The sequence below is a fragment of the Vibrio tritonius genome, assembly GCF_001547935.1.
Classification (GTDB): Bacteria; Pseudomonadota; Gammaproteobacteria; order Enterobacterales; family Vibrionaceae; genus Vibrio; species Vibrio tritonius.
The window spans coordinates 237,300-259,168 of sequence record NZ_AP014636.1 but is presented as its reverse complement, the minus strand read 5'-3'; the positions used below and the strand labels follow the sequence as shown (position 1 = coordinate 259,168).

Genomic DNA, 21,869 nt, shown 5'->3' with positions numbered 1-21,869 from the left:
GTGACATCAATTCTCATTTTCCTGATAATCGCCGATTAAGCAGCGCAATACAGCTCGCACCGACTTGCACCTTTTTCACGATCATTCGGCGGTATCAATGCAGAAAAATCTCACTATCACAGCCCCTGCGACATGGGCGGAAATCATCGATAAACCCAGTTATTTACGTGGTTCTATTCGCTGTGATAAGGATGTGCAAGCCATTTACATTACCGATAGCCAAGGCAACATTGTTCGTCATCTGCTGAAAACTAAAAGTAACAAGGCTGAACTGTATTGGTTTGCCGACAAACCTGATCACTACCATTTTCATTTTGTTCCTCAGCAAGATACGCCAACCAAAATTGAATTCGACTATCGCTTACTGGAATTAAAACCAGACCAGCGCATTTGTCCGCAGCAAGAGATTATTAGCCCGTTACTTTTAGAAACGATCGACCGTATCGCACAAAACGATGCCAATGCTGAAGCTGATTTTTGGCAGAAAGTGCGTCAGCAAGGCTCACCACTGGTAGAGCAAAATGATACTGGAGAGACTGTGGTAACATTTGTCTATCAGGGGAATACTTCCACTGCCAACGTTTTGCTGCTCGGAGCACCTTATGATGGACAGGCATATTTGACGCCTATGCCTCGCAGTCAGATTTGGTTTAGGAGCTATATTTTGCCGACCAGCAGCCTTTTTTCTTATCGTTTAGCTGTGAATGTTGCGCAATTGACCGAAGAAAATGGGAGCGAACAGTACTTAGCATGCTTCTCATCGGTGACGACGGATCCACTTAATCGCCGGCCTATATTTGGCGATCCTGAATCCATCTTTGGCTGCGCTTCGACAGTGAGCCTACCCGATGCGCCAAACGATGAGATAGCACATGAGAAGGACGTGCCGAAAGGCGAGATCGCAGAGTTTGACTATGTAAGCTCATTATTGGGTAACTCGCGGCTGATTCGCGTCTATACACCGCACAGTAGCTATGCCCTTACCCCAACCTCACCATTACTGATGTTGTTTGATGGCAGTGATTACTTAACCAAAGTTCCCATTCCAACCATCTTAGATAACCTCATCGCAGAAGGATCCATACCGCCAATGCGAGCCGTGTTTATCGATACACCGAGCCCAGATTTGCGTGCGCAAGAACTCACGCCCAATCAAGCTTACACTGATTTTTTGGCGACCGAATTCAAACCTTGGTTATGTAATAAATTAGGCATAGCCCCCAGTGCGCGCGACACTATTCTATCGGGCTCTAGCTATGGCGGTTTAGCCTCAATGTTTATTGCGTTTTCCCATCCCGACCACTTTGGCAAAGTGCTGTGTCAATCGGGATCATTTTGGTGGGCGCCGCAAAGCAATGCGCACGCGCAGAACCCGTCTGAGCATTGGTTTGTCGATTTGGTAAAAGAGATGCCAAAACACGCCATTGAGATCTATATGAACGCCGGGCTATTTGAGATAACGCCTAAAGCTTACGAGATTCTCAACACCAACCGAACCTTAGTCGACACGCTAAGACAACGAGGCTATCACGTCACGTTTGAAGAAGTCGCCAGTGGCCACGACTATTTTAACTGGCGCGTAACTTTAGCTCATGGCCTGGCCGCACTTTTCTGTCGCTAAGTCATTGGTCAGCGCAGGTAGTGAGAAATAACCTTAAAGAATTTTGGATTGAAACTTACCTGGTGTTTCACCAAACCTTTGGCGAAATGCTTCAATAAAAGCACTCACATTGGTATAACCACTTCGCTCGGCAACATCGTTGATGGGCAGGCCTTCCTGAATCCATTTTAGAGAGTTCACAACTTTAGATTGCTGCCGCCATTGACTGAAAGTAAGCCCTGTTTGTTTAGTGAAAATGCGACTTAATGTTCGCACGCTCACGCCCCAATGACTGGCTAGTTGTTCTTGAGTAAGTTCACTGGCAGGACTATTCATCAGTTGGTCGGCGATGTTACGCGCGCGGCGATCTGAAGGTAATGGCAAACCAAGTGGCAGTTCTTCCAAGCGCGCTATTTCATAACTCAGTAAAGCGGCGAAATGCTGGATATAGCCAGGGGGATAACTGACATCATCAAGCTCGCTCGCTTTCTCGAGCAACGAGTTAAGAAAAGCGCTCATACCGAACACGCCCGGCTCATTCAGGAAACCATCGGCATCCGAGTAATCTAAATCCAACACATACACTTGTACCCCGGCGAAGATTTTCACCTTATGGACACAATGTTTAGGCGTCCATCCCACCGAACCTGGCGTAATCGCCCATTGAGCTTTACTGGTTTCGACATTAATAATGCCGTTGGTTACCCAATATAGCTGCCCCCAGTCGTGTTCATGCCACGGGCCTTCTTTGGTCTGATCTCGATTGAGGGAGTGAATTTTAATAATGATGGCCGATTACCCGTATTAAATGTCAATTTGCGGATAATAATATCACTCAATAATCATGTACATTGCTTTTCATTGAAAACGATAATGAGAACGATATGCATCTAGTTAGCTGTTATCGACTCATGAGCGATTTCTCGCTGATTAAACACACTAGTTTTTGAAATCAAGCTGAATTCATTGCTAACCAACCCGTTGATGAAACAAGGAAACTGATTGTGAAACTTTTCGCTTACTCTCCAATTATGCTGAGTCTGCCCTTCATACCGATGTTAAGCCAAGCGAATCCCCAAGAAAGTGTCGAAACAATGACTGTTGTGGGTAGCCAAGCAGCGGCCCAGAAAGTCAGTAGTTCGACAGGCTTAGCGCTAGCCCCAGAGGAAACGCCGCAATCAGTCACCGTATTGGACGCCAATTTTCTCGAAGAGCGTGATCTCTCCTCGGTAGATGATGTGCTTGACCACGTGATTGGGATTAGCTCACTGAAAACCGATGACGTGCGCAATCAGTTCCAATCTCGCGGATTCGCCATTACCAGCTATCAAGTTGATGGCATGCCTTACAGCTGGGGTGATACCGCAGGTTTTAGTGGCCAAACACAAATTGATACCTCTATTTATGAGCGTGTTGAAGTCGTTCGCGGATCAACCGGATTAACCACGGGTGTCGGTAACCCTTCTGCATCAATAAACCTGGTTAGAAAACATGCCGACAGCACCACGCTGACTGGTAATGTACAAGTCTCGGCGGGCAGTTGGGATCAACGCGGCGTAACGGCGGATGTCAGTAATGCCTTGAATGACGACGGCAGTTTGCGCGGACGCGTGGTCGCGAAATACGCTGAAGGCGACTCTTTTGTTGACCGTTATTCTAGCAACCGCAAAGTAATTTACACCGTGGTTGAAAAAGATCTTACCGCCAGCAGCTTAGTGCGCTTAGGCGCAAGCTACCAAGCCGATGACCGCGATGGTGCGGCATGGGGTGGTTTACCGGGCGTCTATTCCGATGGGTCAGCCACGAATTTTTCTCGCTCAACGTCTGCAGCCGCGGATTGGAACTATTGGAATACCGAGCACCTAAGTCTTTTCGCGGATTATGAATATGAGTTTTCCAACGGTTGGCAGCTCAAATCCAGCTACAACCATACTCAATACAGTCAAAGAGCGAAGCTCACCAATATCAATATTGGATCGCTAGCCAAAGATGGTTCAGGGCTGTCGACTTGGTCGTACAACAACGAAGGTGAAAGCACCCAAGACAGCTTTAACGTCAATTTAAGCGGCGGCTATACCCTGTTAGATAGACAACACGAGTTGATGCTCGGTGTGAGCTACAACCACCTTAAAGATTTCAACCAATACTATGCGTTAAATCCAATTGCCTACGGCTCGATTGATAACTTCTTTACTTGGAATGGCCATTCAGCAGAACCGCAATGGCAAGAGAGTAAGACCACAGAGTACGATTTCACCACTAAACAGTTGGCATTTTATACCGCGACACGCTTGAGCTTAACTGACAACACCAAGGCGATTTTAGGGGCGCGTATCGCCAACTGGCAACGTAGAGGATACAACTACGGCGACCAAAACTATGGTGATAACGGCATCATCACGCCATACGCCGGTCTATTGTACGATTTCACCGAGCAAAGCCGTGTGTATGTAAGCTATGCGACCATTTATGAGCCACAAAACGAGCAAGACCGTAATGGCGATTTCCTTGACCCGTTGGAAGGTGAAACCTATGAAATTGGGGTTAAATCAAATCTCAATTCGCAAGTGACCGTATCGGGTGCATTGTTCCGTATTGAGCAAGATAACTTGGCCCAAGATGACACAGGTTACACCATTCCCAATACCACCAACACCGCACAAAAAGCAGTGAAAGGAACCGTGAGTAAAGGGATCGAAATTCAGATTGCCGCTAAACCTGTCGATGGCATGGACATTAACCTTGGTCTGACTCAATTTACCGCCGAAGACAGTGATGGCGCGGACGTCAACACCAACTACGCCCGTAAACAAGTGAAGCTTTCGAGCAACTATCAGTTAGTGAACTGGCTACCAGAGTTAACTATCGGTGCCGATGTGCGTTGGCAAAGTGAAATCCATGCCACAGACGACATTAGCCAATCTGCCTATTCCATCGTGGATTTAATGGCAAGTTACCAAATAACCAAAGATCTGAAGATGCGCGTCAACATGGAAAACGTGTTTGATAAAAGCTATTACAGCTATTTAAACTCATCCAACACCGTCCGTTACGGCGCACCGTTTAATGCGAAAGTGTCGTTGAATTACAGCTTCTAAACCAAAGAGAAGTGTGTAAAAAATAAGCCCCAAGATGGATTGTCTTGGGGCTTGTTTTTATTTCATCATTAGCGATAAAGATCAGACAGTGCGACAGGGTCAAAAGGCCTGCTTAGCTCTGAATTTTCAGCCAATGTTTTCAACTGCGACATGTCGATAGAATCAAAATAGTGCTTAGTCCCAGTCGGCTGATAGACTCGCCTTGCTTTAATGAGTTTATCCAACGGATCTCGCTCACCAGTTTCCGCAACGTAATTAACGAGTGCCGCGCTGTAAGCATTTAGCTCTGGCGAATAACAGTTTTCATCGGCCATGTATGAAAGATACGTAATGGCCGCAAACTTTTTCTCCCAAGAAAGCGTATCGAACCACGGTGATTCTATCTTTTTAGGTGATGACAATCTTAGATTGTTACATCGTTCAATCGCGCCGTTGAACTGCTGATGCGTTAATTCGACCTGATGCTTTAACTCGTCCACCCAAGTGTTGGCAAAAACACTCGTGCTTATCAAACAAATACTGGTAATGAATAATCTCTTACAATGCATTTTTTACACACTTCCAATACTTGTAGTCATCGCCTTTTGAAAACATGGCTGTTGTTGTTGCAATTCGATTCAACTGCTCGCGTTCTACTTTATCTACCGCTTTCATTGCTTAGTGAAACTGCTCCCAATCATAGGAGTAGATATCTTTTGCTGTTCTAGCAAGCGAAAACCAAGAATAGCTTTCTTTACCTACAAAAATTTGAAATGCTGGAACAGTAACCAAAACACCTCTTAATACTTTTGACATGTCTGTTATACCATTCATATCATTGATTGCATCTAGCGTTCTTTGATTGGGTTTGAATTGATTTAACCCACAATAATCGCCTTTCATTTTAAGCCTTATTTTTATGCGTTTGTCGGCCTTATATTAAAAATCAGTTAAAAAAAACAAGGGATTCGGGTATATGAATAGCAAAAGATCACAGTTTAACAATGTTCAGTGTCGGTATAGCGTGATTTCTTCATCGCGAGTTCTCTCTGATTAGATCAGTTTATGCAGAAGAACTCTAAAATGGTATGCCACTATTTTAGGGGGTGATTACAATTTCACTATCCCCCTTGATAAACGAGGGGGGTTGTATATTCAGAAACTAAACTGTTATCCCTAATTCATTGATTGTAAGCTCAGCCAGAGTTTTAATGTCTTCAAGTTTAGTGTCCATTGCTGACCAGTCGTTACGATTATATGCTAATAACTCAATATCTCTTAATGCTTTACTAAGCTGTATAGCTCCGATAGATTCTGCGTCCCCAGCCAACCGGTGAGCTTGCTGATTTATCTCGTAATAATCGCGACCTCGAATTCCCTGTGAAAATTTTGGGGATAATTTTATCGATACTTTTTGCAAAGATGATGCCGAGATTTGTGGCTCTGTTTTTACCCAAAAGTTTCTCATGGCTGTCGAACACTGCCCTATCAATCATCGAAATGTTTTGTGATGAGGTTTCGTCTGTATCACAATTAACAGCTTCAACGATGGCCTGATATAATTTGTTGATCTTCAGTGGCTTCGAGACAACCGCGCGGATTCCTGCATGATGATACTCATTTATATTTGATGGCTGGACGTTGGCCGTTAATGCAATTAAAGGTGTATTCTGGTTTACCCCTCCGCTTTCTTTCAATTCACGGGCGACTTCAATACCACTCATCCCAGGAAGCTGAACATCCAGTAATACGACATCAAACTCTTGCGTACTAAGAGTGTTAAGAGCCATAAATCCGTCACAAGCGGTGTTTTTCAAGATAGTTGTCATCATTTGCTTATTTATTAAGCTGCTTCTTTTTCTGGATTTAAGTAAACCTCTCCAACGGGTTTACAGTTCCTAATATCTCGCGACCAACGCTCTGGATGCCGCTGTTTTGCAGCAAGTAACACTTCAGCCCTGTGCGCTAAGATAGCTTTATCCTTCCCATTGTGTCGCAGCGAAGGTGTCACGTAATTTAATTGACTGTGTTTGTGCTCGGTGTTGTACCAACTCACGAACGTTTCAACCCAACTGCGACTCGACTTCAGATGCTCAAAGCCCTTTGTTGGCCATGTCGGTACGTATTTCACCGTTCTAAACAGGGACTCAATGTAGGGATTATCGTCACTGACCCTTGGGCGACTATACGATGATATAATGCCTAGCTCCTCCATTTTGGCTTTGAAGGTCAGTGACTTCATCGGTGCCCCATTGTCTGAGTGAAGAACGATAGGCTGATTAAAGCACTGCTCTCGTATCAGAGTTCTTTGTAATAGCTGTGACGCTAATTCACCACACTCTCGCTCGTACACGTCGTAACCGACGATTTTTCGACTGTAGATGTCTTCGATAACATACAAATAATAATGCTGTCCTTTTACCTTTGACGGTAAATAGGTAATGTCCCATATATACACTTGATTTGGACCTGTTGCTTTATAGCTTCTAGGCTTAGCATGCGGCTGCCTTCTTCGCTGACGACCTCGGTGATGCAGTTGGTCATGGGCGCTGAGAACTCGATAAAAACTCGACTCTGAAGCAATATATTCGCCCTTATCCAGCAAGCTCGGAACAATTTGAGTCGGCGGTAAACTCGCATACTCAGGGCGATTACAAACATCAATAATCGCTTCATGTTCTTGCTGCGATAATTGATTAGCGGGCCGTGGTCGAGCGCAGGTTTTCCTTTTGTCGGATTGAACCTCGCCTTGTTGATACCAACGACGATACGTCCGTAAATCAATAAGAGCTTCATGGCAGGCCGGGACTAAATGACTACCATTTTCTGCGCTTCATGAATGAGCTCGATTAGACATTGCCTTTCTTCGGTTGAGGTCAATCGTCCTCTGGCTCTTCCCCGTAAAAGGCTCTCAGCTTTTTTCGAAGAACCAATAAGGCAGCGGTTTCGGCCAAGGCTTTCTCTTTGATTCGTAGTTCTTTCTTTAGTGCTTTGATTTCATTTTTGTCGGCTTTAGCTTGTTTTTTAATGTCCGCTTCACGTTCTTTATTCGACATAAAACCGTGCATGCACTCGCTGCGCCAAGCTTCGACTTGTTCGGGGTAAAGCCCTTTTTCTCGACAGTAGTTGCTAAGTTCATTTTCTGTCATCGAGTACGTTTCAGCAACGATAGCAAGCTTGGTTTGGGCAGACCACTGCTCTGATGATGTATGGCTATTAGGCACGGCGGCTCCTGATTCTCTGAGTTGTTGACGCCAATAATACAGGGTTGCCGTGCTAATGCCTTCCTCTTTTGCCAATTGGCTGACAGACATGGAATAAGGTGGCAGTAACTTTTTTAATATGGCTTCTTTTCTTTCAACAGAAATACGAGACAAAATACACTCTTTAACGCCCAAACTGGTTAAATTTTAACAGTGACAACTATCCTGCCAGAGGGGGTCTTGTTGCCACTGTGATTCTTTTTGCTGCCAAGCTTCTTGCTCAGACATCAACGCCTTCACCATCGCTTGAAGTTCCGCGATGTTTTGGCTGTCTGGATTGATGTCGGGGGTCGTCTTTTCCATGGTATTCATTGTACTTAATACCGATAAAAAAGGCTTGGTTTATCTGACTTTTATTACCATTAACCCATTGTAAAACTGTCGATTTTTATTGGTTTATGGCCAATTATTGTGAAGCCAGAAAGCAGCCTGTCGAGGTCAAATTGCGTTAAGGTAAACACCGTGTTTTTCTCTTGTGTTGGCCACTTAAACTTGGCTTTTTCGAGGAGTTTATACCAGAGCGCATAACCCGTTTGCTCCCAATACAGAACTTTGATTTTATCTCGTTGTTTATTGGTGAAGAGGAACAAAGCCCCTGAGCCCAATTCGAGATCGGTTTCGGATTCAATCAACAGCGCCAGACCATTGATAGATTTTCTGAAATCGACAAACTCGCGGTATAAATACACCACTGGCGCGGTCATCATGCGTTTCATGACAAGGCTCCAATCAACTCAGCAAGATAGTGTGGTGGCGTGCCTTGAGGAATACTCGATTCGACGTTATTTGCTATCAAAGTCATGTTCGCCAACGACGTCTGGGTCACCTTGCGGCACGTAGTCTTTTCAATAATTTCGGCCTTAACGAAACCACTCTGATTCCCGGAATGGTTAACACTCAGCTTTTGCCGCTTGGCGTAAAATGTCGATACGCTAATGTCGTGCTTTTGGCAAAAAGCTTGTTGTGTGAGCGAACTGGCTTGGCATTGCTCAATCAGAGAAAGCCATTCTTGGTCGGTGCGTCGTTTGTACATATCACATCTCCTTTGGATTGGAGATGTGATCATAGAGTGGGCAAAGCCTGATTAGAATGTGGTGTTTATGGTGCGCTTACGCTGCAATCGCAGAAACCTGAGCAAACATCGTTGTATTCCGGACTAAGGCAAGAACGTCATTTAGGCTGGGATGGCAGATACTGTAACCGAAACGAATAGACGCGAGGCCGAACGCTTTGGACAAGGTGCGACAACTGATCACTTTGTCGTATTGGGTGACGCAGCCAGCCACAATCGTACTTATGCAGTATTAGTTGAAATAGCAACCATCGTAAAAATCACTTTATCATTAATACGAAAATACACCTCAACACACGTACCAAAAACCCATTTTTCACATAAACTGCTCCTTAACTCAAATGTCAAAGTATTCTTAGAAGCTTGGATCAACTTTACAACTTCAAATCCGAAGAAATATCCCACATCACAATATAACGCTTTAAAAATAGATTCCTTGGCTGAGAAAACTAATGTTACAAATTCTTCTTTTGTCAGTTGGCTAATAGCTGGCGACCCCATAACATCGTGTTCTTCATCATCTATTACATTTATAGAAATCAAATCACTGACCTCTTCTGTAATAGTATTTTCCACATCAACACCTAGATTTCTATAATTAGAATTCGATGCAACTATTGCAATTGCTCGTGAGTTACTATGCGTAATAGAACCAACAACATTTTCTGGCCAACAAGGACTCCTATCACAATTAACGCCTACAAATTCGTCATATACGCCTAACCTTTCTAGAGATTTTTGAGCACACACCCTACCTGATATATATTCAGTTTTACGCTTCTTCCCCATAGAAGAAGCCCCAATTGATAACACTGACTTTATTGACATATCCTCCATATCTATTATGGATGAGTCAAAGTCCATCTCATAGCCATATATATTTTTAAATTTTATTGGCAAAAAAAGACAAGAAGGTCGATTTTTGACTTTTAACATTTTGTATACCAATATCCACAAAGAAATTATTAATTGATTTAGCACTGCTAATCAGCATTGTTAACAGAAATATCTAACAATACTTCGGCTTGTGTGTATATTTACAGCAAGTTACATCTGTAAGCTATAATCAATCTACAAATAAAGAGCGAGCTTCTATCAACTTATAATAAATACTTGTACCCGCAAGATCTCCTTGTGAGCTCAAAGCAAACTGAGGAATAACGCCTACCTTTACAAAAGCATGCTTTTGATACAACGCTTCAGAGACGTCATTCTCTCTTGTATCAAGCACTAAAAGTTTTAAGCCTAGATTTAAGGCCAAAGATTCAGCTTGATCCAGTAAACTTGAGGCTATACCACGCCTTCTTGCAGTTGGTGACACCATCATTTTTTCGATTTCTGCTCTATGAAGACCATTTGCCTTCCCTGAACAACTCAGTAAAACACAACCAACTAATTGACCATTGAAAAGAGCAATATGTAAATGGGCCGTGTTATTTTTCACACACTCTTTAACTTTTTTCCAATATTGCTTCGCATCACTTTCCAATAACGGTGGTAAAAAACCTATAGATGCACCATCCTCGACACAATCAATGAGTAAGGTGCATAAATCACCAAAGCGTGAGTCTATTTCAGATGCTGTAATCGTTTTTATATCAATCATGACTTTCTCTCTATTCTGTTATTTCCATTAACAAGCCTTCGACAACTTGATTTATTTCTCTGGCAACTGCTTCCTTGTTCTCGTTTATGTAAAAGTGCTCTCCTTCTATACACTGAGTTTTAATGTCTTTGGAAAAGTACGTCTGCCAAGCCTGAACTGTTTTATATGTAGTTCGTTCGTCCTTATCGCCATAAATAATTGTCGCAGGGCAGTCAAAGTGACTAGCTATAGGAAAGCTATGTGAATGTGACAAACCGAAATCAGCTCGAAGCATTGGAATCAATAAAGACATAAGTTGCTTGTTTTCTACCACTTCACGCGGTGTCCCCCCCATTTGTACCAGCTTTTCTAAAAACTCATCATCACAAAGCTGGTGAATTGGAGGTAAACCGTTTCTTATATGCAATGCTCTGGCACCTGAACAAAAAATATGCTGGGGAGGATTCCCCAGCTCTGACTGATGTTTTGCGTACTCAGCCACCAACCGAGTGCCAAAACTATGACCAAACAAGATGTAAGGCATGTTAGACAATGAGGCCAACTCTTTTTGAATAAGAGCTCTCATCTCAGACCAGTCTTCCAGTAATTTCTCACGCAATCGCGAAGCACGCCCTGGCAACTGAATAGCAACAATTTCCAGACATGGATGAAGCAGGTTATGGTATTGCTGGTAAACCCCAGCGCTTCCGCCTGCATAACTAAAACATATCAAGCGAAACGTTGCCGATGGGTTTTTTCGAACATAGCAAACAGCGCTACTTTTCAATACTTCCATTTCATGTCCTCATATCATTACAACGGTTTTCAGAAAACCAGCCAATCACTTCTTGAAGTGGAGCTGATTTTGGTGATCGCCAAAAATCATTGTGTTTAAACGTGCCTTTTAGAAGAACTGGATGAAGTAAGTTTTGGCCGGCTGCGGACAGAGCATGATAATGCTGTTCACTCACGACTTCATCGCCAGACACTTGTAACAACATGGTCGGAACGTTAAGTTCCCCAACCTTTCCCACAGAGTAGTAATCATCCGGCAATAAAAAACTCAAATATTCCAACACAGCGTACTTTTCAATAACCATTTTCTTCAATGAAGCAAACGTTGACACAATGGCCATCGAACATACCTTTGGCGGCATTACCTTAAGGTTATCCAGCAGAACGGCTCCTCCCAAGGAAAAGCCAATAACAAACTGTGAACCTTGCGCTCTATTTGAGAACTCTTTGGCAATTGCAGCCACATCTGTTGGCCATGAACGAATGTCATCGGTAGGGTCACTCATTCCATAACCCGAGTAATCAAAAATCATCACATTAAACTGATTTTTGACAAGCTCATCAATGGTACCAAGCCAATTATCAATTGTTTCTCCTTGTCCATGAAAAATCAAAACACTAGATTGGCTGCTCGCTCCATCATTCTGCGCTGGAACCCACCAATAGTGGACGCGATTTCCTGAAGTACCAACCGCATAGCCCGACTCGAACTCAAGCCCCTTATCTAAAGGCGTGGTTGAGACCTGACGCGAATTCTGTAACAACGTTTGGTTAACAAGTTCGTAAAACGCCACTTTTAAACCCAATAAAATTACAATAGTTGCGCCCAAAACATACAACCACTTCTTTAAGTGCAGTACCCTCATCCTATGTATATCCTTATATTTATATCGCCTGGTCAGGCTGACGCCTTCTTCTCATCATCAGCTTTCTAAGCTCAGCTCTTGAAGATGCAGTTGTTGACACTTTCTCATCGGTTGACCGCTTGCTCTGATCTCTTTCCTTTTCAATGATCTGAGCTAAAGTCGCGATCGTTGGGTATTTGAAGTAATCAACCAAAGGTAAAGTGCACCCCAGAGTACTTCCAACATCACTTTTTACTTCCATTAGCAATAAAGAGTGTCCTCCAATATCAAAGAAGCGATCTTCCCTACCAAACTCTCCGTGCCCTAATGCTTTTGCCCAGATTTTTTTAAGCTCAGTTTCAATACCTTGCTTTGGTGGAACTAACCTCTGTTGCGTAGTCTTTGGCTTAAACTTAGATGGATCTGGTAGTGCTTTACGATCGACCTTTCCGTTACTCGTTAACGGAAGAGATGTAAGAGGGACAACCTGGGTCGGTAGCATCGCTGGATCGAGTTTTAATCGAGCATGATTAAGGATATTTTCTTGAACTGAAGTAGCATCCATTCGACCTGCTGCGATAGCTACATAAGCAACAAGTTCTTTTCCCTCACTGCCGTTTGCATACGGTAGCACTACAGCATCGCTAACTTCAGGGTACTCAGCTATTACTTTCTGCACCTCAGCTAGCTCAATTCTAACTCCGCGTATCTTGATTTGATCATCTTTCCGCCCCACCAAGTTAAGCTGACCATCAAAATCAACGTAACCAAGATCGCCCGTATTATATTGAATCCACCTCTCTCCGAACACTGGTGTTTTATCAACAAACGGATGACTGTAGCCTTGTCCAATATAGCCCTTAGATGCATCAGGAGTCTCAATCTGAACTTCACCGACTTCACCAATGCCACAGAGTGTCCCCGCTGTATTCACTATCTTATATGACGTTCCTGGAATAGGCTTACCCACAGGAAGTATCGATGGATGCATCGGCTTACTGACATAATCAAACGAGAATTTAGCCATCGTCGTTTCTGTAGGGCCATATAGGTTTGTAATCGAGGCCGATGGGTGAACACATTGCTGCCATCTCTCGATTAATTTCACCGTCAAAGGCTCCCCTGCAAAGAAAACCCTTTGTAAAGAAGGGAGGTTGAGGTCAGTATTCTGACGGCTCAGCCAGTATTTAGCGATACTAGGCACCGTATGAAAATATTCAACTTTCTGTTGACGCATCCATTTAAACAGTGGTTCCGCTGACAACAATACTTCTGATGGTGGAATACACACCACCCCCCCACTTGTCAGAGGTAAAAAGATATCGCGAAGAACGACATCAAATCCATATCCAGTTAAATGTGCAGCCCTTGAACCTGGCATAACGTTAAATTGGGTTCTCTGCCAACGAAGGAAATTTGCCAAACTTCCCTGACGACCCAATATACCTTTTGGCCGTCCAGTTGTACCTGACGTAAAGAAAATGTAGGCACTATCATCAAACTGAACATTCAGGCCAGGTTGTTGACCTAGTGTTTTATTCTCAGCAGCGATTTCATTGGCACTAACCTGGATACCTTTCACGGCAGTCAGTGCTTTCGGTGCTCTCTCACTCCCTACCCATACGCAAAGCTTAGGTTGCGCCATTGTGAGATTGTTCTCTAATCGCTCTTGCGCCATACTCGAGTCAAGGGGCATCATCACACCTCCTCGTAAGGCCACCGATAGCATAGCAGAGATAAACCCAAAACTGCGTTCACCTGCAATAGCTACTACGTCCCCTTGAGAAATACCGGCCTCCTCTAGCGCGACAGCCATTCCTTTCGCATTATCAAACAGCTCTTTATAGCTAAACGTTTGTTCTACTGTCATTACGGCAGGGGATTCAGGTAAACGACTGACTATATCTGTAAACTGTTCGATAAGCAGTGGTGCTTGCTCAATGCGTTCGCACCCATTGTCAGCCGCCGTAGTAAGGCTCAGAGCCTGCAAAGATGTCATTGGGTCAACAACGACCTGATCCAGAATAGAGACCAGTTGATGGGTCATCTCGGTAACATACCCAGAAGGTATGACATCTGATTGAAAGTGCCAACGCAGGTTTGCTGCATCTTTAAGTTCATCAACATACAGTGTCATTGGGTATTTAGCGGACGCCACCTGGACTTTGTCTTCCTTAAGCGTCATTTCACCGACATGAATTTCTTCTTCAATGGCTTCATTCCAATTCAACATAACATCGAATAGAGGACTACGATGAAGCTGACGCTCAGGGTTGGCCAATTCAACAATCCGCTCAAATGGCATATCTTGATGTTCCAAAGCGTCGAGACACACCGTTTTCACTTCTTGCAAAAATTCATCAAATGACTGATTTTCCTTAAATTTAAGCCTAATTGGTAATACATTAATGAAACAACCCATCATCTGTTCTGTTTGCTGATATTGACGACCAGCTACAGGCATACCGATGACTAGATCATCCTGAGCTGAGTGACGATGAAGTAAAGTCGCATAAGCGCTTAGCATAGCGATGAATGGTGTTACTGACTGCGATGAAGCGAAGTCAGTCAACTGTTTAAATTTCTCAGCTGGTAACAGATAGGTTAACTCTTCACTGGTCGAGCTCTGAATTTGTCCCAATTTAGAAGCAGGCAAATGTAGTGGTGTAACAGGAACGTCAAACCTTGTTCGCCATGCATTTTCAAGTTGTTGGTAGTACTCGCCACTGAGCCTTTGAGACTGCCAATCTGCAAAATCACAATAATCAATGTCTTCGAATCGAACTTGTCTAGCATCTGCTTCACCTTCATAAGCCTTACGAAGCTGGTCAATAAACAGCCTTAACGTCCAACCATCACTGATTATATGGTGTATGTTGACCAGCAAGTAACTCACGTCATTGGGCGTGCTCAACAAGCTAATGCGAACTAGAGGCTCTTGCGTTAAATTGAACAGATGATTTGCCTCATTGGCTTTATAGGCATCAATATTTTCTGGCTGAAGTTTGATGGATTTCAATGAAATGGAGCTACTTTCGCTGAAATACTGCTGGGGTTCATCGCCAGCAATGAACCTTGTAGTTAACACTGGATGGCTATTCACGACGGTTCGAATAGCTCGCTCTAACCGCACTTTATCCACGCTTCCCTCAATACGATAACTCCCAAAAATATTGAAAGACGGATCGGTTGTATTTAACTGAGAGAGAAACCAAATTCTTTTCTGTACGTCGGTCAAAGGATAACTTTTAGTATCACTTCTTTTAGGTATCACTAACGAGGAACTATCTGAGATTGGTGAACTAGACCTTTCAAGCAATGTTGCCATATCAGACAGTGTAGAGTGTTCAAACAACTCAGATAAACACGTAACATCCCCCCATTGCTTACGAATCCGCGCCAAAAGTTGAGTCATGAGAATCGAGTTACCTCCAAGCTCAAAGAACTGAGAGTTTTGGCCAATCGCCTGAACCTCAACGCCTAATAATTCAGACCAGATAGTGGCTAACTGCTTTTCTGTATCGCTTGCCGGAAGTAGATTTCTGACGGGAGTACTTAAGACCGGCATTATCTCCTGTAACGCTTTTCTGTCAATTTTACCGTTAGGTGATAGTGGCAACTGTTCCATCACAAGGAATGAACTCGGCACCATATATTCTGGCAACACCCCTTTAAGGTGTGATTGAATCTTGACGATGAACGTTTGCATGCACTTCAATGGCTTCTTCGTTGTAAAGTAAGCACTCAGCTGAATGTGTTCATTATCATATCGAGCTATTACCGCAGCAGACTCTATATCATCAAGGCTGGTAAGCTGCTGCTCAATTTCTCCTAGCTCCACACGGAAGCCCCTTACTTTTACTTGGTCATCCGTTCGACCTACATATTGAATTTGACCATCATTCTGGTATCGGACCAAATCTCCTGTTCGATACAGTTTCCTTCCTTGTTCGGCAGAGAAAATATCATCGACAAACTTTTGTTCTGTCAGTTCTGGGTTACCTAAATAACCAGGACCAACACCCACCCCACCAATGTAAAGCTCTCCCAAACATCCTGGCGGAAGTAACTGACCGTTCGGGCTCAAGATATACAATTGCGTATTGGGGATCGGACGGCCAATCGGAGCGCTTAACTCTTCAGGATGAATAACACTACTTGATACAACATCTGTACACTCTGTGGGGCCGTATGAGTTTATGACCTGACAGTCAGTTTGCGTCATCCAAGGCTTCAGCCTTTTCACTACAACGCTCTCTCCTCCCAGGTATACCTGCTTCAGACTGTTAAGTAGACCAAACGTTTCCGGCTCGTCAATCAGTGGATAAAAGGCACTTGGTGCACAGTTCACTCTCGTAACGTTTTGGGTCGCAATGATAGTTTGCAATACACCCACGTCATAGTGTTTGTGGTCATTAAATACCAGGCGGCCACCCATCATTAATGTTGACCATATGTTCTTTTGCGTCAGGTCGAACGCAATTGAACTCATAACTAAAGTACAGTTATTTTCATCCCTATCGTATTGAGATATGTACCATTCAAGGAGATTTAGCGCTCCCTTGTGGTTGACTTGGGCGGCCTTAGGTCTGCCTGTAGAACCTGATGTATAGATAGTATACAGAACACTATCCTTTTGCTCTTCCTTTGGAAAATCAAGACTATCTTCGGCATAGTCCAATAATTGATCCATATCGGAAAGGTTGATCAGTTTAAGCCCAAGTTCATCAACATGTTCAGCAAGCAGTGGTACGGTACTTTCATCGCCAATCAATGTACGAACTTTACTATCACGCAGCATGTATTCAATACGCTCCGATGGATAATTTGGGTCAATTGGAACGTAGCCAGCTAGAGATTTAATCGTCGCTAACATTCCTGACGCCAGATGTACTGAGGGAGGCAAACAAATCCCAACTAATTCGCCAGATCTCACACCCAATGACAACATCAATCTTGCGATTCGATTTGTTTGGCTTTCCAGTTCGCGATAAGTCAGTGACTGACTACCACAAACCACTGCAACCTTGTCACCCGAACGCTCAACGCGATTTAGAATTTCACCATAGATACTGTTCAATTCAACAGTAGACGCAGTTTGGTTTAAGCTCTCGATCTGTCTCTTTTTTTCATGTTTCGGTAAGCAATCAATGTTACCCAAAGCACGATATGGGTTGTCCGCAACTTCCTCGAGTAAAAGCGTAAAGCACTCACTCATGAGTCTTACTGTATCTTGCTTAAAAATGTCGCGGTTATATTCAAAGGTAAACGTTATTCCGTCTTCTTTTTCGACCGCATTAAGAAGAAGGTCAAATTTCGCCGAGACACTCGGTTGCTTAACCAGCTCAAAGTCAGTTTGAGAAGAGGACTGAACCTCAAATGCCTCGGTATCCATACTAAACATAATTTGGAAGACTGGCGTGTACTGAGCCGAACGAGTCGGATTCAGACGATTAACCAGTAGCTCAAATGGCACGTCTTTGTTTGACTGAGCTTCAACATTGACCTGGCGAACTTGAGCAAGCAAGTCAACAAAGTTACCATTGTTATTGCACTTAACACGCAATGCCAAGCTATTGACAAAAAATCCTACTAATTGCTCTAACTCTTTTTGTGTGCGGTTAGCAACGGGCGTACCCACAACAATGTCACCTTGACCACTGTAACGCTCTAACAAAGAAACAAAAGCGGCATGCAGCACCATATACAACGTGGCCTGATGCTGTTTACCAATCGCTCTCAAACTTTCGACCAAGGCCCGGTCTATACTGAACACCTCATCCGCCCCGGAAAATGTTTGGGCTTCAGGCCGCTCGAAATCAAGTGGCAATTGATGAACCTGTGGCGCTCCCTCTAACTGCTTTGTCCAATAATCCACCTGAGAATCAAACTCTGATGAGTTTACCCAATCGTGCTGCCAATTAGCATAGTCGCCGTAACAAAGAGGAAGAGGAGGTAAAGGCTCGTTCATTGAATCGTACAGAGCAATGAACTCTCGAAGTAAGATTCCCATAGACCAACCGTCTGAAGCGATATGGTGGACATTAATCAATAACCACCCTTCGTCACTGGAGTGCTGGTAGAATGCAGCTCGCAGCATTGGCGCATTCGCCAAGTTAAATGAGGCCTTCGCGTCACTTTCGATATGTTCAGACAGCCTATCCATTTGTGCATCAGCAGACAAACTCCGTAAATCTTCCGTGTGGATTTCAATTTCCGCGGAAGCATTTACTTGCTGGTAAACTTCATCATCACGTAGGAAGAAAGTTGTTCGCAATGGGGCATGCCTGTGAATCAATTGCTGTAATATCTGCTGAGCTAGGAGTAAATCGAAGCGACCCTTAACCTTTAATGTCGCTGGTATGTTGTAATGCGAATTACTCCCCTCAAGTTGATCTAAAAACCATAAACGAGTTTGCGAAAAAGAAGCCTTACAAGAATAGGCGTCCTTATTGCTATAACGAGAAGTGATAACAGGCTGACTATCGGCCTTTGTATTTTCGTCGATCCTTTTGGCAAGCACGGACAACGTCGAATGCTTAAAGACATCGATGATACTAAGTTCAGCATTTAATCGAGAGCGTACTTCATTTTGCACCTGCATTAACAATAATGAGTGGCCACCTAGCTCAAAGAAGTTGGCATTTCGACCAACTTGTTGAGGTTCTAAACCGAGCAAACTAGCCCAGATCTCACACAGTGCAGTCTCAGTTTCAGTTTGGGGTGATTGGTACTCCCCCTCAACATACGCTAGATCGAAATCTGGCAAAGCTCTACGGTTAACCTTTCCATTTGGGGACAACGGAATGGCCGGAACATTTAGATATCCGGACGGTAGCATATAATCGGGCAATACCCGTTTTAGATGAGCTTTGACGTCATTAACAATCGTAACCTCATCCGTGTCATTTTTTGATGTGAAATAGGCCAACAAGATTTTTTGACCATGATGATCATCCTTAGCAACAACGACTGCATTACTTACATCTGAGTGCCCAATTATCTGTTGCTCAATTTCCCCTAACTCGATTCGCAAACCACGAATTTTGACTTGATCGTCTATTCGACCCAGGTAGTCAATATTTCCATCCAGACCATAGCGCACCAGGTCGCCAGTGCGGTAAAGGCGATTCTCACCCTCACACCTTATAAAATCAGACACAAACTTGTCAGCGGTCAGATCGGGCTTCCCGAGGTAACCTTGGGCCAGTTGCACACCTCCGAGATAGAGCTCGCCTGCAAATCCATAAGGCAGACGCTTCTTGTACCGGCTGAGAACATGGCATTGAGTGTTATCTATCGCTCGACCAATGGGAATACGTGTATATTCTTTACCTGGTTCTCCTTGCCAACACGTAACATCAATGGATGCTTCGGTCGGGCCATACAAGTTAATGACGTTAGCCTGAGGGATAAGTTGAATGGCTTGGTTATAAGTATCAGCCCCCAAAGCTTCACCACTACATATGATATGACGTAAACTATGAGACCTTGTGATGTTTTCACACTGTAAGAACAACTGCAGCATAGAGGGGACAAAATGTATCGTTGTCACCTGTTCCTGTTCGACCACCTCAGCCAAATAGTTAGGATCTTTATGACCACCCGATTTAGCGAAAAATGTTCGAACGCCTACTATCGGACCCCAGAATAGCTCCCACACAGAGACATCAAAGCCAAAAGGTGTTTTTTGTAAAATCGTATCATTTGGATCGAGTTTAAAATAATCCTGCATCCATGCTAATCGGTTGACAACACCCTTGTGTGCTAGCATTACACCTTTCGGGTTACCCGTTGAACCTGAGGTGTAGATAACATAAGCTGTGTTATCTGAGTCCTGACGACTATCCAATGCTTCAGTTTGTACCAACTCTTCTTCGAGAACTTTAAGCATACTTTCATCATCAATAATGAACAGCTTATCGTCAGATACTGCACCCCACGACTTGGCCGTATCGCAGTTCTTTTTATCAACAACAAGATTGCTAATCGCGGCATCTTCAATAATGTAAGTCAGTCGAGAGTCTGGATAATCTGTGTCTAGTGGTACATAAGCCGCACCGCTCTTAACGATACCCAAAACGCCAATTAACATATGCACCGAGCGATCCAAAAAGATTCCCACTCGGTCGCCAGGCCTTACACCCTGACGAACCAGATAGCTGGCAAAAGCATCGACACGTTGTTTCAGCTCGGTAAAAGTAAATTCTGCATTATGATCAGCCACAGCAACTGAATGTGGTGTTTTCTTAACCTGTAGATCAAACAGCTGAGTTAGCGTGCTTACTTCATCGAAATCTTTGTCTGTTTCGTTTAGCGCATCTAGGGTGTGACAATCAGGGGCACCAATGATGTTAAGCTTACAAAGAGGCTGATTAACATCATGAATCAGTTGCTCCAATAAGACGTTCACCGTTTCAATTATACTTTTGGCAAACGCCTTCCCTTGTGGGTGGGAACACAACACATAACGAGTTGAGTTGTCATGATATAGGTAAAACTGAATTGCTCGAGGATTCTCACTTGTGACCGAATCAATTAATGCAACATCGCCAGACAGGATCTGCTGGGAATAACTATGGAAATTGTATATCGCTCTAATGCCATTTTGGTTGAGCCCTATGCGTGACGATTGAAACTGGGATATTTTCTCCATTCCTTTTCGGTTTCGCTGACTATCCTTTGCCTGATTAAACCATTCAAGTGCCAAATGTGTTTGAATCGGAGGAGGCAAAATAAAAGGAGTGATACCTGAATAACAACCCAACTTCCCCCTCATAGAGCTTGTTCGATAGTTAACTACTTCATTGATTAATAGGCTTCCTTCGATACTGTAAAGCTCCGAAAGAGCCAAACCAAATAAACATTTAAATAGAAATGGTTCAGTCACTCTTAGTTGACGACAAAGAGCAGATACCTGCTGTTCAGAACGGATTGAAGAACGAATCAACTGAGTGTCAGATGCGTTTGAATGATCAAGCTCATCAACTATCGATTCAGATACGCAAACATTCTCTTTCCAATAATCAATCACTTTTGGATTGTCGAAACCTGAACAAAGCAAGTCACTTTCGCTACTTTCATGCAAAGTAATAGAGCTTGCTTCTGTCTGAGGAGATTTTGCAATTCGTAGTATCTCAGCGCACAATGTAGCTATAGATTCACCATCCATAACGATATGGTGACTAAGCACGACTAACTCATTATGGTCTCGCTGATGGATGAAATACACGCGAAGTAACTGCTGTGAAAAATCAAAAGGAGGTTCTGTCAACGAATCAATAAAGTTGTCACTGTCAGCAGTGTGAATGAAATACTCATAACAAGGGAAAGGCGGTTTGTCTTGTTTTTCTGCACACCACACAGGCTCAAAATAACTCGCAAGAATTGATTCAAGTTTTTCTAAAGCCTGATTGATTCCTTCAGGTGTGAATTCTTTATCAATCCGGCAATGTAAACCAACGCTATAATTTTGCTTAGAACCGGATTTTTCATCAAGGTAAATATCTTTTTGTATAGGTGACAGAGTCGAAAGTTCATTCATATCACATTTCTCACAACTAGGTGGTGTTGGGTGATGTAGAGGCTCACCCAATATAAGAAGAGGGACTGGAGGCAAGAACGCCTCCAGC

16 protein-coding genes and 1 pseudogene are annotated in these 21,869 nt (G+C 43.5%); 2 read left to right on the top strand and 15 right to left on the bottom strand.

Going from position 1 to position 21,869, the window contains the following annotated elements; all coding sequences use genetic code 11:
* Positions 1–97 precede the first annotated feature (97 nt).
* Positions 98–1,621, top strand: coding sequence for an alpha/beta hydrolase-fold protein (locus tag JCM16456_RS16345; protein ID WP_068716477.1), 1,524 nt, complete (start codon positions 98–100; stop codon positions 1,619–1,621).
* A gap of 33 nt (positions 1,622–1,654) precedes the next feature.
* On the opposite strand, the gene JCM16456_RS16340 is transcribed toward JCM16456_RS16345, so the two are convergent.
* Entirely contained in the window at positions 1,655–2,377 is a 723-nt protein-coding gene (locus tag JCM16456_RS16340; RefSeq protein WP_331710540.1) for an AraC family transcriptional regulator, read from the bottom strand.
* 227 nt (positions 2,378–2,604) lie between these two features.
* Here JCM16456_RS16340 and JCM16456_RS16335 point away from each other — a divergent pair, with 227 nt between their 5' ends.
* Positions 2,605–4,698, top strand: a complete 2,094-nt coding sequence (locus JCM16456_RS16335; protein WP_068716473.1) for a TonB-dependent siderophore receptor — start codon at positions 2,605–2,607, stop codon at positions 4,696–4,698.
* Between the two features lie 68 nt (positions 4,699–4,766).
* On the opposite strand, the gene JCM16456_RS16330 is transcribed toward JCM16456_RS16335, so the two are convergent.
* The 14 genes and pseudogenes from JCM16456_RS16330 to JCM16456_RS16275 form a co-directional block, all read right to left on the bottom strand.
* Positions 4,767–5,177 (bottom strand): hypothetical protein, encoded by a 411-nt coding sequence (locus tag JCM16456_RS16330; protein ID WP_156430575.1) that lies wholly within the window; start codon positions 5,175–5,177, stop codon positions 4,767–4,769.
* Between the two features lie 178 nt (positions 5,178–5,355).
* Positions 5,356–5,580 (bottom strand): hypothetical protein, encoded by a 225-nt coding sequence (locus JCM16456_RS16325; RefSeq protein ID WP_068716469.1) that lies wholly within the window; start codon positions 5,578–5,580, stop codon positions 5,356–5,358.
* 259 nt (positions 5,581–5,839) lie between these two features.
* Positions 5,840–6,007: a hypothetical protein gene (locus JCM16456_RS24495; RefSeq protein WP_408068391.1), complete on the bottom strand. Its 168-nt coding sequence runs from the start codon at positions 6,005–6,007 to the stop codon at positions 5,840–5,842.
* Entirely contained in the window at positions 5,967–6,509 is a 543-nt protein-coding gene (locus JCM16456_RS16320; RefSeq protein ID WP_068716467.1) for a response regulator, read from the bottom strand. The genes JCM16456_RS24495 and JCM16456_RS16320 overlap by 41 nt, the downstream gene beginning before the upstream one ends.
* Positions 6,510–6,520: 11 nt before the next feature.
* Positions 6,521–8,054 (bottom strand): annotated as a pseudogene (locus tag JCM16456_RS16315) (IS3 family transposase).
* Positions 8,055–8,087: 33 nt separating this feature from the next.
* Positions 8,088–8,243: a hypothetical protein gene (locus tag JCM16456_RS23370; RefSeq protein WP_156430574.1), complete on the bottom strand. Its 156-nt coding sequence runs from the start codon at positions 8,241–8,243 to the stop codon at positions 8,088–8,090.
* 59 nt (positions 8,244–8,302) lie between these two features.
* A complete protein-coding gene (gene tnpB / locus JCM16456_RS16305) occupies positions 8,303–8,656 on the bottom strand; it encodes an IS66 family insertion sequence element accessory protein TnpB (RefSeq protein ID WP_068716465.1) in 354 nt (117 codons plus the stop codon).
* Positions 8,653–8,973, bottom strand: coding sequence for an IS66 family insertion sequence element accessory protein TnpA (gene tnpA, locus JCM16456_RS16300; RefSeq protein ID WP_068716463.1), 321 nt, complete (start codon positions 8,971–8,973; stop codon positions 8,653–8,655). The genes tnpB and tnpA overlap by 4 nt, the downstream gene beginning before the upstream one ends.
* A 76-nt stretch (positions 8,974–9,049) precedes the next feature.
* Positions 9,050–9,226: an aminotransferase class I/II-fold pyridoxal phosphate-dependent enzyme gene (locus JCM16456_RS23790; RefSeq protein ID WP_162266549.1), complete on the bottom strand. Its 177-nt coding sequence runs from the start codon at positions 9,224–9,226 to the stop codon at positions 9,050–9,052.
* Between the two features lie 8 nt (positions 9,227–9,234).
* Positions 9,235–9,948, bottom strand: a complete 714-nt coding sequence (locus JCM16456_RS16295) for a 4'-phosphopantetheinyl transferase family protein (protein ID WP_068716461.1) — start codon at positions 9,946–9,948, stop codon at positions 9,235–9,237.
* 130 nt (positions 9,949–10,078) lie between these two features.
* The gene (locus JCM16456_RS16290; protein WP_068716458.1) at positions 10,079–10,618 is read right to left on the bottom strand and encodes a GNAT family N-acetyltransferase; all 540 of its coding nucleotides are present in this window, start codon (positions 10,616–10,618) and stop codon (positions 10,079–10,081) included.
* Between the two features lie 10 nt (positions 10,619–10,628).
* Entirely contained in the window at positions 10,629–11,393 is a 765-nt protein-coding gene (locus JCM16456_RS16285) for a thioesterase II family protein (protein WP_068716456.1), read from the bottom strand.
* 1 nt (position 11,394) lies between these two features.
* The gene (locus JCM16456_RS16280; RefSeq protein ID WP_068716454.1) at positions 11,395–12,258 is read right to left on the bottom strand and encodes an alpha/beta hydrolase; all 864 of its coding nucleotides are present in this window, start codon (positions 12,256–12,258) and stop codon (positions 11,395–11,397) included.
* Between the two features lie 19 nt (positions 12,259–12,277).
* On the bottom strand, positions 12,278–21,781 hold the full coding sequence (locus JCM16456_RS16275; protein ID WP_068716452.1) for a non-ribosomal peptide synthetase: 9,504 nt from the start codon (positions 21,779–21,781) through the stop codon (positions 12,278–12,280).
* Between the last annotated feature and the right edge of the window lie 88 nt (positions 21,782–21,869).

What these genes read in the sequence shown, in the direction of transcription:
- JCM16456_RS23370 (WP_156430574.1), bottom strand. Translation starts at nt 8,243, where the DNA reads ATGGAAAAGACGACCCCCGACATCAATCCAGACAGCCAAAACATCGCG.
- tnpB (WP_068716465.1), bottom strand. Translation starts at nt 8,656, where the DNA reads ATGAAACGCATGATGACCGCGCCAGTGGTGTATTTATACCGCGAGTTT.
- JCM16456_RS16290 (WP_068716458.1), bottom strand. Translation starts at nt 10,618, where the DNA reads ATGATTGATATAAAAACGATTACAGCATCTGAAATAGACTCACGCTTT.
- tnpA (WP_068716463.1), bottom strand. Translation starts at nt 8,973, where the DNA reads ATGTACAAACGACGCACCGACCAAGAATGGCTTTCTCTGATTGAGCAA.
- JCM16456_RS16285 (WP_068716456.1), bottom strand. Translation starts at nt 11,393, where the DNA reads ATGGAAGTATTGAAAAGTAGCGCTGTTTGCTATGTTCGAAAAAACCCA.
- JCM16456_RS16280 (WP_068716454.1), bottom strand. Translation starts at nt 12,258, where the DNA reads ATGAGGGTACTGCACTTAAAGAAGTGGTTGTATGTTTTGGGCGCAACT.
- JCM16456_RS16345 (WP_068716477.1), top strand. Translation starts at nt 98, where the DNA reads ATGCAGAAAAATCTCACTATCACAGCCCCTGCGACATGGGCGGAAATC.
- JCM16456_RS16325 (WP_068716469.1), bottom strand. Translation starts at nt 5,580, where the DNA reads ATGAAAGGCGATTATTGTGGGTTAAATCAATTCAAACCCAATCAAAGA.
- JCM16456_RS16295 (WP_068716461.1), bottom strand. Translation starts at nt 9,948, where the DNA reads ATGTTAAAAGTCAAAAATCGACCTTCTTGTCTTTTTTTGCCAATAAAA.
- JCM16456_RS16320 (WP_068716467.1), bottom strand. Translation starts at nt 6,509, where the DNA reads ATGATGACAACTATCTTGAAAAACACCGCTTGTGACGGATTTATGGCT.
- JCM16456_RS16275 (WP_068716452.1), bottom strand. Translation starts at nt 21,781, where the DNA reads ATGAATGAACTTTCGACTCTGTCACCTATACAAAAAGATATTTACCTT.